This window comes from Rhizobium sp. P1_E6 (assembly GCF_056405875.1).
In genome coordinates this window covers 75,981-88,762 of record NZ_JBFUBG010000006.1, presented here as the reverse complement: position 1 = coordinate 88,762, position 12,782 = coordinate 75,981, and the positions used below count along the sequence as shown (strand labels likewise).

General features: G+C 59.1%; 16 protein-coding genes and 2 tRNA genes. 5 read left to right on the top strand and 13 right to left on the bottom strand.

What is annotated here, in order from left to right; translation table 11 throughout:
* Positions 1-92 precede the first annotated feature (92 nt).
* Positions 93-899, bottom strand: a complete 807-nt coding sequence (gene ku / locus AC1D35_RS05870) for a non-homologous end joining protein Ku (RefSeq protein WP_113306954.1) — start codon at positions 897-899, stop codon at positions 93-95.
* 536 nt (positions 900-1,435) lie between these two features.
* Here ku and AC1D35_RS05865 point away from each other — a divergent pair.
* Positions 1,436-1,981: a class I SAM-dependent methyltransferase gene (locus AC1D35_RS05865; protein ID WP_162748410.1), complete on the top strand. Its 546-nt coding sequence runs from the start codon at positions 1,436-1,438 to the stop codon at positions 1,979-1,981.
* A 459-nt stretch (positions 1,982-2,440) separates the two neighbouring features.
* Here the strand turns inward: AC1D35_RS05865 and AC1D35_RS05860 are convergent.
* The 10 genes from AC1D35_RS05860 to AC1D35_RS05815 all read right to left on the bottom strand — a co-directional run bounded on the left by AC1D35_RS05860 (position 2,441) and on the right by AC1D35_RS05815 (position 8,607).
* Positions 2,441-2,516 (bottom strand) — tRNA-Phe (locus AC1D35_RS05860).
* Between the two features lie 276 nt (positions 2,517-2,792).
* Positions 2,793-3,005, bottom strand: coding sequence for a DNA gyrase inhibitor YacG (yacG, locus tag AC1D35_RS05855; RefSeq protein ID WP_477938340.1), 213 nt, complete (start codon positions 3,003-3,005; stop codon positions 2,793-2,795).
* 121 nt (positions 3,006-3,126) lie between these two features.
* Entirely contained in the window at positions 3,127-3,747 is a 621-nt protein-coding gene (locus tag AC1D35_RS05850) for a Maf-like protein (protein WP_007821131.1), read from the bottom strand.
* 57 nt (positions 3,748-3,804) lie between these two features.
* Positions 3,805-4,023, bottom strand: coding sequence for a translation initiation factor IF-1 (infA, locus tag AC1D35_RS05845; RefSeq protein WP_003545338.1), 219 nt, complete (start codon positions 4,021-4,023; stop codon positions 3,805-3,807).
* 119 nt (positions 4,024-4,142) lie between these two features.
* Positions 4,143-4,628 (bottom strand): arsenate-mycothiol transferase ArsC, encoded by a 486-nt coding sequence (locus AC1D35_RS05840; RefSeq protein ID WP_477854291.1) that lies wholly within the window; start codon positions 4,626-4,628, stop codon positions 4,143-4,145.
* The gene (locus tag AC1D35_RS05835; protein WP_113306957.1) at positions 4,625-5,098 is read right to left on the bottom strand and encodes a UPF0262 family protein; all 474 of its coding nucleotides are present in this window, start codon (positions 5,096-5,098) and stop codon (positions 4,625-4,627) included. The genes AC1D35_RS05840 and AC1D35_RS05835 overlap by 4 nt, the downstream gene beginning before the upstream one ends.
* Before the next feature lie 4 nt (positions 5,099-5,102).
* Entirely contained in the window at positions 5,103-6,401 is a 1,299-nt protein-coding gene (hisD, locus tag AC1D35_RS05830; RefSeq protein ID WP_477854290.1) for a histidinol dehydrogenase, read from the bottom strand.
* 35 nt (positions 6,402-6,436) lie between these two features.
* On the bottom strand, positions 6,437-6,874 hold the full coding sequence (locus tag AC1D35_RS05825; protein WP_113306959.1) for a DUF2948 family protein: 438 nt from the start codon (positions 6,872-6,874) through the stop codon (positions 6,437-6,439).
* A gap of 114 nt (positions 6,875-6,988) precedes the next feature.
* Positions 6,989-8,281 carry a UDP-N-acetylglucosamine 1-carboxyvinyltransferase gene (gene murA, locus AC1D35_RS05820; protein ID WP_113298511.1) on the bottom strand — a complete coding sequence of 431 codons (1,293 nt, stop codon included), beginning with the start codon at positions 8,279-8,281 and terminating at the stop codon, positions 6,989-6,991.
* Positions 8,282-8,397: 116 nt separating this feature from the next.
* Complete coding sequence (locus AC1D35_RS05815; protein ID WP_113298510.1) at positions 8,398-8,607, bottom strand: hypothetical protein; 210 nt, start codon at positions 8,605-8,607, stop codon at positions 8,398-8,400.
* A 154-nt stretch (positions 8,608-8,761) separates the two neighbouring features.
* Here AC1D35_RS05815 and AC1D35_RS05810 point away from each other — a divergent pair.
* Together AC1D35_RS05810 and AC1D35_RS05805 are read left to right on the top strand one after the other, a co-directional pair.
* Positions 8,762-8,836 (top strand) — tRNA-Thr (locus AC1D35_RS05810).
* A gap of 152 nt (positions 8,837-8,988) precedes the next feature.
* Positions 8,989-9,231: a DUF982 domain-containing protein gene (locus AC1D35_RS05805; RefSeq protein ID WP_113306960.1), complete on the top strand. Its 243-nt coding sequence runs from the start codon at positions 8,989-8,991 to the stop codon at positions 9,229-9,231.
* A gap of 235 nt (positions 9,232-9,466) precedes the next feature.
* Here the strand turns inward: AC1D35_RS05805 and AC1D35_RS05800 are convergent, their stop codons facing one another.
* Together AC1D35_RS05800 and AC1D35_RS05795 are read right to left on the bottom strand one after the other, a co-directional pair.
* Positions 9,467-9,730: a hypothetical protein gene (locus tag AC1D35_RS05800; protein ID WP_113306961.1), complete on the bottom strand. Its 264-nt coding sequence runs from the start codon at positions 9,728-9,730 to the stop codon at positions 9,467-9,469.
* Positions 9,731-9,814: 84 nt separating this feature from the next.
* Positions 9,815-10,078 carry a BON domain-containing protein gene (locus AC1D35_RS05795; protein WP_113306962.1) on the bottom strand — a complete coding sequence of 88 codons (264 nt, stop codon included), beginning with the start codon at positions 10,076-10,078 and terminating at the stop codon, positions 9,815-9,817.
* A 155-nt stretch (positions 10,079-10,233) separates the two neighbouring features.
* Here AC1D35_RS05795 and AC1D35_RS05790 point away from each other — a divergent pair, with 155 nt between their 5' ends.
* Positions 10,234-10,497 carry a hypothetical protein gene (locus tag AC1D35_RS05790; protein ID WP_113307075.1) on the top strand — a complete coding sequence of 88 codons (264 nt, stop codon included), beginning with the start codon at positions 10,234-10,236 and terminating at the stop codon, positions 10,495-10,497.
* 210 nt (positions 10,498-10,707) lie between these two features.
* Positions 10,708-12,768 carry an ATP-dependent helicase gene (locus AC1D35_RS05785; RefSeq protein WP_113306963.1) on the top strand — a complete coding sequence of 687 codons (2,061 nt, stop codon included), beginning with the start codon at positions 10,708-10,710 and terminating at the stop codon, positions 12,766-12,768.
* Positions 12,769-12,782: the final 14 nt, after the last annotated feature.

Here is a 12,782-nt window from a genome sequence, read left to right as displayed (position 1 = left end):
CATCACATAGTTTGTGGCGCTCGGCGCTTGAGGAGCGCCGAACAGCCAAAGGTACCCGCTGGGGACGAGTGAGAAGGGATTTCTGCGGGAGACTACCGCGACTTGCCGCGCCCACCTTCCGCGGCCAGACTCTTCTTCAATGCATCCATGATGTTGATGACATTGCCGGTGGATTTGACGGGCGCAGGCTTGCGGGCCGGGGCTGCCTTTTTGAAGCTTTTCTCCTTGCCGCGGATCAGCGTTTTCAGCCGTTTCTGGATAGGGTCCTGCACCATCGAAGGGCTCCACTCCTTCGTCTCCTCCTTCACCAGTCGCTTCATCAAAGCCATCAGTTCGCCATCGACCTTCGCCTTCATGTCGAGTTCTGCCGCCGGTTCGCGCACTTCGTCGCCATAGCGCAGCGTCCAGAGAATGATGCCGTTGCCCTGCGGCTCCAGGAGAACGGCGCGCTCTCGCCGGTACAGTACCAGCCGGGCGATGCCGACGACATCACTGGCCTTCATCGCCTCGCGGATCACACAGAAAGCTTCTATACCGACCTTGTCTTCCGGCGCTAAAAAATGCGGCTTGTCGTACCAGATCCAATCGATCGACCCGCGCGGCACGAAGGTGTCAATATCGATGGTACGGGTGCTTTCCAGTCCCACTTCCTCGATCTCTTCATCCTCAAGCAAGACATAATCATCCTCGCCACGCGGATAGCCCTTCACCTGATCCTTCTCGGCGACGGGCTTGTGCGTGACGCTATCCACATAGCGGCTTTCGACACGGTTCTTCGTTGCGCGGTTCAGCACATGAAACCGCACCTTGCTCGACTCCGTCGTCGCCGGCGTCAGCGAAACCGACGCGGTGACAAGCGAGAGCTTCAGATAACCTTTCCAGAATGTTTGACGGGCCATTCGCCATAAACGGCGATGGCGGCGGGAGGTTCCGCCTGGTGATGTTTRCCGAAGCGGAATCCGAGCTCGACACCCGGACTTTCAACGGGATGTGATGGCCAGAGACAAAAATGAGAAAAGGACTGGCCGACCGTCGTGCCGTAGCCCTGATGCCGTTATTTTTACGCCGGAGCGGCAGGGCCGGTTACTCCGAGTACATGCGTAGTTAAAACGTCGTAGAAAACCAATTTGGACAGTGAGCAATGCAACCAGTGCCTGATATGCCCGCACCAATAGTCGAGGCTCCAAAAGCGACGCACATGTGAAACAGTTACAGAACTCACGTCACGTCTGTCTGTGAGTTGAGTTTCGCCTACAGGGAATTTTGCCCCGAATCTCACCTGGTCTTTGTACGGAGGTTGATGTGCGCGCTGCGATATACGACGCGATTAGACGGCGAACACCACCGGGAATGCGGCAGATGATCAAGGGACAAAATTGGATCATGCCACTCGTGGCAAAGACGTTTGGCAGCGATATATATTCAAAGTCTTACTATGATGAAGTTGAGAGGGACGAAGCCAACAGCGTTAAGGGCAATAAGCGAGTGGATCGTAAAAGAGATAGATCCAAAAAGCGTGGTGGACGTAGGCTGCGGCCCCAGGCACCTGATGGAGGCTCTGAATAAAAGAGGCGTGAAAGTTCTTGGGTTAGACTATTCTGCTGCAGCAAAAAAATATCTGCTTCGCAAGGGTTTGTCGTTCGAGACTTTCGATCTGACAGTTCCGGCAGCAACCATTCCAGGTTCGCCTTGGGATCTGGCAGTATGTTGCGAAGTGGCTGAACATCTTGAGCCGCGCCACGCGGATGTCTTTGTCTCCAAGCTCGCCAGCGCCAGCAACTCGATATTCTTAACGGCGGCCGTTGTGGGGCAGGGCGGCCTTAACCATGTCAACGAGCAGCCAAATTCCTATTGGATAGAGAAGTTCGCAAAACACGGCTTCGCTTTCGATGAAGCCCTTACAAACCTCGCGAGAAAAAGCTTCTCGGGGCGAGGTGTCGTTCACTATCTGGCAAAACCGATGCTGTTCCGCAAAACCTAGGGCGAGCACGGTTTGCGTACTACTCCTAGCTTCTCGTAGTGTTCCTCGGCCGGCTGAGACGCCTCACGCACCATACCCGCCCACCCGTTTGTTACGGTATGATCAGCTGCCGCACCCAAGGGCAAAGCCACCGTTCCATCCCACGTCGTTCAGTTCGAGGTAGTGGTGTCGAGTTGGATGTCAGAGGATGGCGTCACCGTCTGGGCCCGTGAAGTCCTGATGTCGACTGGCCCACCTCTCCCGCTATTCGTATGGCGGCTTGTATATATCAGTCATAGCATGCGCCGTCCCAAACGAGTCAGATCGCCAACCAGTTGGAATCACTGTGCAGGACGCGGGTGAGTCGGCGGAGTTTTTCCACGACATCGTGAGAAAGAGCCCTAGCGAGCGTCAAAAGGTCGATACAAAACATATGAGAGAATCTATAAAACCGGGAAATCAATGCTTTCCGGGAATTAATGGTGCCCAGGACCGGAATCGAACCAGTGACACGCGGATTTTCAATCCGCTGCTCTACCAACTGAGCTACCTGGGCTAACCTGCTTCACAAAAACATTCCGCTTTCGAATGTCGGGGCCTTGGTGCGCCCCGGAAGCGAGCGGGGTTATAGCATCTTGTTCGTCCATGGCAAGCATCAAATGATAGTTTTTTGACGGTCCCGGAGATTTTGGCGATTTGCGAGGAAAAATAAGGGCTTCGCGGTGGAAAACTGTCGAGCACTTCCGTTTTTCTTCGAATCCGGGAAATGCTCTACCTCATTGTTTTTGCGCAATTCCGGACGCAAACCGCTGCACACTTTTGCTGAATTGATCTAGCTTTCCTCGTCGGGATAATCCGCCTTCGTCTCGTCGTCCGCCACGGGAATGGCGTAGGAACCCGTCAGCCAGCGCGACAGATCTACTTCGCGGCAACGATTGGAGCAGAAGGGAWAGTGTTCGCGGTTCGACGGTTTGCCGCATTCCGGACAGGGACGCGTCTTGCGCAGCGGCTCGACCTTGCCGCCAGTCTTCATTTCATCAGACATGGTTTCCTCCTACAGCATCGACCCGAAAATCGGACCGATTTTCGGAAAGCCCGATGCGTAGATTCAAAAGGTGGAGCGTCCTTTGTGCGTCCAAATGGACGCACGGAGCTCTAGCAGGAGATCAGCCCTCGGGCCAACGGCTGTGGACATCAAAGCCCTCGCCGGTCAGAAGCAGAATGGTCTCATAAAGCGGCAGTCCCACGACATTGGTGTAGGAACCCACCATTTTCTGCACGAAGGTGCCTGCCAGCCCCTGGATGCCATAAGCGCCGGCCTTGCCCCGCCATTGGCCCGAGGCAATGTAGTTTTCGATCTCGAAACTCGACAGGCGCTTGAAACGCACCTTGGTCTCGACGATCTTCTGGCGCACTTTTCGGTCGGGCGTGATCAGGCAGATGCCAGTATAGACCACGTGGTTGCGCCCGGAGAGCAGGTGCAGCGAGTTCGACGCCTCATCGGCGAATTCGGCCTTGCCCAGAATACGGCGACCGACGGCGACGACCGTATCGGCGGACAGGATATAGCTGCCCTTCCAGGTGATGTCGCCCTTGATGGCCGCAAGTGCAGCTTCCGCCTTTTCGCCCGATAGGCGACGGGCGAGCGAGCGCGGATGCTCCGACTTCTTCGGCGCCTCATCGATATCCATCGGCATCAGACGCGAAGGCTCGATGCCGGCCTGATTGAGCAGATCGACGCGGCGGGGCGAGCCCGAGGCCAGAATGAGCTTGTATTTCAGCGCCATGGAACCTCGACCATCGGCAGGCGGGAGCGGAAGCTTATCGAGCTAGGCAGACCAAGCTTACTTGAAGCGGTAGGTGATGCGGCCCTTCGTCAGGTCGTAGGGCGTCATTTCCACAAGCACCTTGTCGCCGGCGAGAACACGGATGCGGTTCTTGCGCATGCGGCCAGCAGTGTGAGCAATGATCTCATGCTCGTTTTCAAGCTTCACGCGGAATGTCGCATTCGGCAGAAGTTCGGTCACGATACCCGGGAATTCGAGGACTTCTTCTTTCGGCATATAAGGGTTTTCTTCCTGTGTGTTGGGCAAAAGGCGCACGGCGCCTCAAAATTTGCGCGGAAACTACACAATCAACGGGGATTTGTGAACCTCGTAGATCGGGCTTTCTATCTTTTGTTTCATGCCGATTGCGCGGCGATGCCATTTCTCTTGAGTAGCCGGCTCTCGATAAGGCCGGCGAGGTGATCACGAACCTCGCGATAGCTATCCAATATCTGCTCGCGTGTGCCGGCCGCAACGGTCGGATCCATGGTCGGCCAGTAGATGACATCAACGGCGCTGGAGCGCGTCAGCTCGAGGGCGGCGTGATGGGCCGGCGGCGAGAGCGTGATGATAAGGTCGAAATAATCGTCTTCGAGCTCTTCCAGCGTCTGCGGCTGGCGGCGGCCGAGCGAAAGGCCGATTTCCTCCAGCACCACATCGACGAACGGATCGCGTTCGCCGGCGCGAACACCGGCAGACCGTATGTAGGTATTGGCCGGCAGAATACTACGGGCGATCACTTCCGCCATCGGCGAGCGGATGACATTCAGGCCGCACATGAAGAGAATGGCGCCGGGCCGCTTCCCATCCTCGGTTTCGACGTGCGGCTCCATCGCCGTCATCCGCGCCAGTAGAGCACGCAGACCAGCGTGAAGAGGCGGCGGGCGGTGTCGAAATCGACGTCGATCTTGCCGGAGAGCCGGTCCTTGAGGGTCTGCGAGCCCTCGTTATGAATACCGCGCCGCCCCATGTCGATCGCCTCGATGCGACTCGGCGAGGCGGAACGGATCGCCTCGTAGTAGCTCTCGCAGATCATGAAATAATCCTTCACGATCCGCCGGAACGGTGTCAGCGACAGGATGTGCGTGGCAACATCCTCACCCTTTTCCGTGGTGATGGAAAACACCAGCTTGGAATCGACCAGCGAGATATTGAGCCGATAAGGCCCGCCGGAATGGCCTGATGGCGCGAAGGAATTTTCCTCGATCAGATCGAAGATTGCCACCGCCCGTTCATGCTCGACATCAGGCGTCGAACGGCCGATCGAATCGTCAAGGACAACGTCGCAGAGCCGAAAGTTGTCCCTGCCCATCCCCTCACCTTTCGAGGTTCAGGCGGATCGCAACCGATCGCGCATGTGCATCGAGGCCTTCGGAAACGGCAAGTGCAATCGCAGCCGGCCCGAGATCACGAAGCTGCTGCGGCCCGAGCCGCAGGATCGAGGTGCGCTTGACGAAATCGAGAACCGAAAGGCCGGATGAAAAGCGAGCGGACCGCGCCGTCGGCAACACATGGTTGGAGCCGCCAACATAATCGCCGATGACTTCAGGTGTATGTGCGCCGATGAAGATCGCGCCGGCATTGCGGATCCTGTCCACGAAGAAATCGGGACTGACGACGGCGAGTTCGAGATGTTCGGCGGCGATACGGTTTGCGAGCGGAATTGCATCCTTCAGATCGGACACGAGAATGATCGCGCCGAAATCTCGCCAGCTGGCCGCCGCGATTTCCGCACGGTTCAGCATCTTCAACTGGCGTTCGACGGCGGCTTCGACCGACTTGCCGAATTCCTCGTCGTCGGTGATCAGGATCGCCTGCGAGCTCTCGTCATGCTCGGCCTGCGCCAAGAGATCGGCGGCGATCCAGTCCGGGTTGTTGTCCCTGTCGGCGATGACAAGCACTTCCGAAGGGCCGGCAATCATGTCGATACCGACAGTGCCAAAGACATGGCGCTTGGCGGCGGCCACATAGGCATTGCCGGGGCCGGTGATCTTGGCAACCGGCGCGATGGTCGCGGTACCGTAGGCAAGCGCGGCAATCGCCTGCGCGCCGCCGACGCGGTAGATCTCGCTGACGCCCGCAAGCTTGGCCGCCGCCAGCACCGCCGGATTGACCGAACCGCCCGTTGCCGGCACGGCGATAACGATACGCTCGACACCGGCGACCTTCGCCGGGACGGCATTCATCAGCACCGAACTCGGATAGCTCGCCGTGCCACCAGGTACATAAAGACCAACGGCTTCGATCGCCGTCCAACGCGAGCCGAGACCGACGCCCATATCGTCCTCGTAGATATCGTCCTTCGGAAGCTGGCGACGGTGATGCGATTCGATGCGGAGGGCTGCGACTTTCAGCGCGCCCAGCACTTCCGAGGGGACGACCTCGACGGCGTTGTCGATCTCTTTTTCGCTGACGCGCATCGGCACGACGGCGTAGTCGATGCCATCGAACTTCTTCGAATATTCGGCGAGAGCGACGTCGCCGCGGCTACGCACATCATCGATGATGGCGCGTACCACCGCGTTGACGTCTTCGGAGACCTCCCGTTTGGTGGTCAGAAAGGCCGCGAAGCGCTGTTCGAAACCGTTGGATGCCTGATTGAGCCAGATTGCCAAGGCCGGAATTCCTTCTTTGCTCGAAACTGTTGCGCTCAGGTGCCGGGGTGGCGCGGCTTGGAAACCGTTTCCCAGGCGCCGCCGACATCGGCAAGCTGCACTTCTATGCATTCGACATCGAGAACGATGGAAGCCGTGCCTGACAGGGAAAGTTCGAGCGTGCCTTCCGGTCCTTCGCCCCTCTGCTCGAAACGCAGGGCGAGCAACGACAGTACGTCATCACGCCGCGCGCGGTCGATGCCGATCGAGCGAACGGAAAGCACACGCTTGAAAACAAGAGCAGCGCGGCGGCGTTCGAAGCCCTTGCGCTTGCGCGCCGCCTCTTCCCAGACGAAACGGTTGGTGGCGATCGCGAACTGCTTGTCGCGCGGCGACCAGTCGATGTCGGCCACCTTAAAGACGCTGTCCTGCATATGCGCAGAAATGACCGCAAGGTCTTCGACATCGAGCGCAACAAGCTTCAGGTCCGTCATCCAGCGTCTATCCCATGTCCTTGCCGCCGCGCCTGCGGCGATCTGTCAGACAACGGAGATAAGGCGCTCGGACCAAATACGCAACCGGGATAAAGGGCGCATATGCGCCCTTTCTTACTCGCTGATGCGTTCGACGATGGCGCCGCAGCGGGTCAGCTTTTCTTCGAGCCGTTCAAAGCCGCGATCGAGATGGTAGACGCGGGAAACCGTCGTCTCGCCTTCGGCGGCAAGGCCGGCGATGACGAGGGAAACGGAAGCGCGAAGATCGGTCGCCATAACAGGCGCGCCCTTCAGCCGCTGGACACCTTCGATCTTGGCCGTCTGGCCAGACAATGAGATCTTCGCGCCGAGACGGGCAAGCTCCTGCACATGCATGAAGCGGTTTTCGAAGATGGTCTCCGTGACATGCGAGATGCCGGAAGAGCGCGTCATCAGCGCCATGAACTGCGCCTGAAGGTCGGTCGGGAAGCCCGGGAAGGGATCGGTGACGATATCGACCGGGCTGATGCCTGCGCCGTTGCGCTTGACGCGCATGCCGTTGTTGGTCGCCGAGATTTCTGCGCCGGCGCGGCGCAGCGTTTCCAGCGCCGTATCGAGCAAGGCTACATCGGTGTTTTCAAGCACGACATCGCCGCCGGCCATGGCGACCGCCATGGCGTAGGTGCCGGTCTCGATACGATCGGGCAGAACGCGATGGCGCGCGCCCGACAGCGAGGTGACGCCCTCGATTGTGATTGTCGAGGTGCCGGCGCCGGAGACCTTCGCACCCATGGCGTTCAGGCAATTGGCGAGATCAACCACCTCGGGCTCGCGGGCAGCATTGCCGATCACGGTCGTGCCGCGAGCAAGCGTCGCCGCCATCATCATGACATGCGTTGCGCCGACCGAAACCTTGGGGAAGGTATAGCGCGTACCGATGAGGCCACCCTGCGGCGCACGGGCGTTGATATAGCCGCCGTCGATTTCCATCGTCGCGCCGAGCGCGGTCAGGCCTTCGATGAAGAGATCGACCGGGCGCGTGCCGATGGCGCAGCCGCCCGGCAGCGAAACGCGGCAATAGCCTTCGCGCGCCAGGAGCGGTCCGATGACCCAGAAGGAAGCGCGCATCTTCGAAACCAGCTCGTAGGGAGCGGTCGTATCGACGATGGTGCGGCAGGTGAAATGGATCGTGCGGGCATAGGAATCTTCCTGACGCTCGCGGCGGCCGTTGACGGCAACGTCGACGCCATGATTGCCAAGGATGCGCATCAGCAATTCGACATCTGCAAGGTGCGGAACGTTTTCCAGCGTCAGCGTATCGCTCGTCAGCAGCGAGGCGATCATCAGCGGCAGCGCGGCATTCTTGGCTCCGGAAATCGGAATGATGCCGTTAAGCTCATTACCGCCGACAATTCTGATACGATCCATGTGCACTTACGGGCGAGGCCCGCCTTTCCTCAAAAGTTTTGCCTGTGGGGGCCAGGCAAGAAGTGGGGGTGTTTAGAGCAAATCCCCCGACGCTTCAATTCGTCGCGCAAGCAACATTACGATTCGTCCATTTTTGCGGCGGGCATTTTCGCGGCGGGCAGCCCATTCGCCTCGTCCGCCTCGCCGGATCGGCGAGCGCGCACCTGCTGTTTGCGTCGCGAAAGATTTTCTCTCAGCTTTTCGGCCGCCCGCTCGCGGCGCAATGCCGCTTGTGCTTCCATGGCCGCTTTCCGGCTCTGCCGGGCCTTTTCAGTCTCTTCGTTCATGCCCCAGAATTAACCGAATTCGCGCCAATCCAAAAGTGGGCGGGACGTTATTCCCAGAGAAGTTGGAATTTGCGGCTTGCACTCCTGCCGAAGCTGTGGCAATAGCCGCCCCGTTCACGCGAATTGAGCGTTTCCGCTTCACGCGTCTGGTCCTGCTGCCGTAGCTCAGTGGTAGAGCACACCCTTGGTAAGGGTGAGGTCGGTGGTTCAATCCCACTCGGCAGCACCAGTTTCTCCTCCGAAGTCATTATGCACCGTCCCAATCGGTCGCCATTGCTGTCGGCGAAAATCTCGTTAGAATATTAGCATTCTGGAGTCTTCGCAGAGGGAACTCGAAGGCTTCATTCAATGTTTCTATCGAGACATGCTGGAGGAGCATCGATGGCGACTGAACGATGGAATGGTCCGATCAAGGTAGGTTTCGATGATGCGGGAGCACGCACGGTTAACGGACCGTTCGATGCCTTGGCCTGCCTTACCGAGCTCTGGCCTGCCGCACGCGGATTGAAATATCTGAAGGCACGCAGCGCCTGCCGCGCCGCGCTTGATGGCCGCAAGACCGTCGAGGAAGCACGCGCCGAGTTCATGGCGGCGGCCGAGGAAGCAAAGCTTAAAGTGCATTAAGCTTTCGGCGGCGACACCGGACAGCAAAAGCCGGATCCGTTCCGAAACGGAGCAATGCTTAATTTTCACTTAACCCTGCATGGAGCTCGTGCGGGGCTTTGTCTCAAAAGGCATTGCGCCGTTCATCCGTTCATCAATAGAACGACGCCAGCCATCATGATGATGGTTAGAGGCTCGTCACCCTCTACGGGAGACTACAGACGAGCCTCGTCTGACAGGAATTTCAAATATACCATCAGCAGTCAGAAGTATTCTCGTCACCGACTTGAATATAGCCAACACCGATGATTGTGCCATCTGCCGTGCGGATGAAGGACGGCAGATAGTGCGGTGCAGACGGCTCGCAGAGCGAGGCGTTGGTATATTCGTTCAGCGCTATTTCGTCCTTCGGCAAGACCGAATAATTCGTATCTGGTTCAAGGGAAGCATAAGCGGACCCGGCAAAGGCGCCGCATCCGAGAAGAAGGACCGCGGTCCAGAGGCGTATCAGCGTTTGCATTGTTGTCTCCAGCATTGAAATCCAGCATTTCAACACACGAGACGGGGAGTTGGTTCCTTGAGAATACCTGTGGGAAGACGTGATTTATCTGAGCAGCATGCGGCAATGCACATAACCGCTTCCGACGATATCCTCGGCAATCGCCAGTGCCCGCTCACTATCGCCCTTCCTGCGCACGAAACCTTCGAGAATGACGTAGGAGCCGAGGGTCGAGACGACAATTTCGGCCGCATCGAGGTCGGCTGCGGCATGCAGGGCGCTTTCCACGGACGCGCGCGTAGCAGCCGCGTTGTGGCCTTGCATGCAGGCTTCCTCGTGGACTAACGAGCTTTGAAAGCGCAGTACCATGATCGTTCCTGACATTGGCTAATACAGACTTAACGCCGGAAGACGACGTTTGTTGCCAGCCGCTGCTGGCTGGAAGCAAAGTTGAGAGTATGGTGGCGCCTGGATCTTGATGGTCTTGCAGCCGCTTTGTGCGATTGCGGCTGGAGGAGACGATGATGAAAGCTCAGTTGCCGGCCCTTTTTGCCGCCGCTCTTCTGGCGGGTTGTTCGGCTGCTGACGCGCCGGCGCTGGAGCCTATTCCCGGCAGCATCACCTATGGCGGCCAGCCGCGCACGAAGCTGACGAAATCGCCGATCGGCAGTGTCGTCCATAACGACTTCTACGATCAGCAGGGCCAGCACGTTTACGAAACCTACATACTCCAGCCCGACCGCAGCCTGAAGCTGGTGCGGCGCCAGATCGTGCCGGATTTTCCGTAGTAGCGCCGTGCGTCCATTTGGACGCATAAAGGACCCTCTACCTCTATTGGCCGATGCATCTGGCTTTCCGAAAACGAACTCGATTTTCGGGCCGATGGTGTCGTGAATGGTAGCCCGTGCCTGCTTGACAGGAGCGGCAATCAAGAACATTCAAGGAACGTCTAACACTCGCGCTGGTGATTCTCCGGCGAGAGCCAACCGGACCGCTGGATGTATCTCGAAAAGCTCAACCCCCAGCAGCGTTTGGCCGTCGAGCACGGCACGCTCATCGAAGGCAGCCATATTGCGGGGCCGCTGCTTATCATTGCCGGCGCCGGCTCCGGCAAGACGAATACGCTTGCCCATCGCGTAGCACATCTGATCCTCAAGGGTGCTGATCCGCGCCGCATCCTGCTGATGACCTTTTCCCGTCGGGCGGCTGCCGAAATGGGCCGGCGCGTCGAGCGCATCTGCGGCGAGGTCCTTGGCAAGAATTCCGGCATGATGGCAGATGCGCTGGCCTGGAGTGGCACGTTTCACGGCATAGGCGCACGACTGCTGCGCGATTATGCCGAGCAGATCGGCCTCGACCCGGCCTTCTCCATCCATGACCGGGAAGACAGTGCCGACCTGATGAACCTCGTGCGCCACGAGCTCGGCTTCTCCAAGACGGAAAGCCGGTTTCCAACCAAGGGCACCTGCCTTGCCATCTATTCCCGCGCGGTAAACTCGGAAGCGGAACTGCCGTTGGTGCTGCGCGATGCCTTTCCCTGGTGCGCGACCTGGGAAAAGCAGCTTCGCGAGCTGTTTGCCTGCTATGTCGAGGCAAAGCAGAGCCAGAACGTGCTCGATTATGACGACCTGCTGCTCTACTGGGCGCAGATGGTGGCCGAACCGCTGATATCAGAGGATATCGGCAGCCGCTTCGACCATGTGCTGGTCGACGAATATCAGGACACCAACAGGCTGCAATCCTCGATCCTGCTTGCCCTCAAGCCAACCGGGCATGGGCTGACCGTTGTCGGTGACGATGCGCAGTCGATCTATTCCTTCCGCGCGGCCACAGTGCGCAACATTCTCGATTTTCCGGCGTCGTTCAGCCCGGCCGCCAATATCGTCACGCTCGACCGCAACTACCGCTCGACCCAGCCGATCCTTGCGGCGGCGAACGCCGTCATCGACCTTGCTTCCGAGCGCTTCACCAAGAACCTCTGGACGGAGCGGGAATCGCCGGAGCGGCCGCGGCTGGTGACGGTGCGCGACGAGAATGATCAGGCGCGCTACGTGGCCGACAAGATTCTCGACCATCGCGAAGAGGGCGTGAAGCTGAAAAGCCAGGCCGTCCTCTTCCGCGCCTCGCACCATAGCGGCGCTCTGGAAGTGGAGCTCACCCGCCGCAACATTCCCTTCGTGAAGTTCGGGGGGCTGAAATTCCTCGATAGCGCGCATGTGAAAGACATGCTGGCGGCATTACGCTTTGCCCAGAACCCGCGCGACCGGGTGGCGGGCTTTCGGCTGATGCAGATCCTGCCGGGGGTCGGGCCTTCCACGGCACAGAAGGTGCTGGACCATATGGCAGAAGGCCCAAGCCCGGTGACGGCGCTCGCCACCATGCCTGCGCCGCCGCGCTCGGGCGACGACTGGACCTCGTTCGTGTCCACCATGCAGGAACTGAAGACCGGCAAGGCCGGCTGGCCTGCCGAGATCGAACTGGTGCGGAAATGGTATGAGCCGCATCTTGAAAGGCTGCATGAGGATGCGAGCGCCCGGCTTGCCGATCTCGTGCAGCTCGAGCAGATCGCCGGCGGTTATGCTTCGCGCGAGCGCTTCCTGACGGAACTGACGCTCGATCCGCCCGACGCAACCTCGGATCAGGCGGGCGTGCCGCTGCTCGACGAGGACTATCTCATCCTCTCGACCATCCATTCGGCCAAGGGACAGGAATGGACCAAGGTCTTCATGCTGAACGTCATCGATGGCTGCATCCCCTCGGATCTCGCTGTCGGCACGACGGCAGAAATAGAGGAGGAGCGGCGGCTGCTCTATGTGGCGATGACACGCGCCAAGGACAGCCTCGATCTCGTCGTGCCGCAACGCTTTTTCACCTATGGGCAGAACTCGCAGGGCGACCGGCACGTCTATGCGTCACGCAGCCGCTTCATTCCCGCGACGCTGCTGCAGTTCTTCGAGGTCTGCGGCTGGCCGCAGGCCAAAGCGGAAACGGCGGCGGCCCAGCAGGCGCGGCAGGTGCGCATCGATGTCGGTGCACGCATGCGCGGCATGTGGCGTTAGAGCCTCTCCTGACC

Coding starts and splice junctions, on each gene's coding strand:
- ku (WP_113306954.1), bottom strand. CDS start 899: ATGGCCCGTCAAACATTCTGGAAAGGTTATCTGAAGCTCTCGCTTGTC.
- AC1D35_RS05865 (WP_162748410.1), top strand. CDS start 1,436: ATGATGAAGTTGAGAGGGACGAAGCCAACAGCGTTAAGGGCAATAAGC.
- AC1D35_RS05850 (WP_007821131.1), bottom strand. CDS start 3,747: ATGGCGCTGAAATACAAGCTCATTCTGGCCTCGGGCTCGCCCCGCCGC.
- infA (WP_003545338.1), bottom strand. CDS start 4,023: ATGCCGAAAGAAGAAGTCCTCGAATTCCCGGGTATCGTGACCGAACTT.
- AC1D35_RS05840 (WP_477854291.1), bottom strand. CDS start 4,628: ATGACGGCGATGGAGCCGCACGTCGAAACCGAGGATGGGAAGCGGCCC.
- AC1D35_RS05835 (WP_113306957.1), bottom strand. CDS start 5,098: ATGGGCAGGGACAACTTTCGGCTCTGCGACGTTGTCCTTGACGATTCG.
- AC1D35_RS05825 (WP_113306959.1), bottom strand. CDS start 6,874: ATGACGGACCTGAAGCTTGTTGCGCTCGATGTCGAAGACCTTGCGGTC.
- murA (WP_113298511.1), bottom strand. CDS start 8,281: ATGGATCGTATCAGAATTGTCGGCGGTAATGAGCTTAACGGCATCATT.
- AC1D35_RS05815 (WP_113298510.1), bottom strand. CDS start 8,607: ATGAACGAAGAGACTGAAAAGGCCCGGCAGAGCCGGAAAGCGGCCATG.
- AC1D35_RS05805 (WP_113306960.1), top strand. CDS start 8,989: ATGGCGACTGAACGATGGAATGGTCCGATCAAGGTAGGTTTCGATGAT.
- AC1D35_RS05800 (WP_113306961.1), bottom strand. CDS start 9,730: ATGCAAACGCTGATACGCCTCTGGACCGCGGTCCTTCTTCTCGGATGC.
- AC1D35_RS05795 (WP_113306962.1), bottom strand. CDS start 10,078: ATGGTACTGCGCTTTCAAAGCTCGTTAGTCCACGAGGAAGCCTGCATG.
- AC1D35_RS05790 (WP_113307075.1), top strand. CDS start 10,234: ATGAAAGCTCAGTTGCCGGCCCTTTTTGCCGCCGCTCTTCTGGCGGGT.
- AC1D35_RS05785 (WP_113306963.1), top strand. CDS start 10,708: ATGTATCTCGAAAAGCTCAACCCCCAGCAGCGTTTGGCCGTCGAGCAC.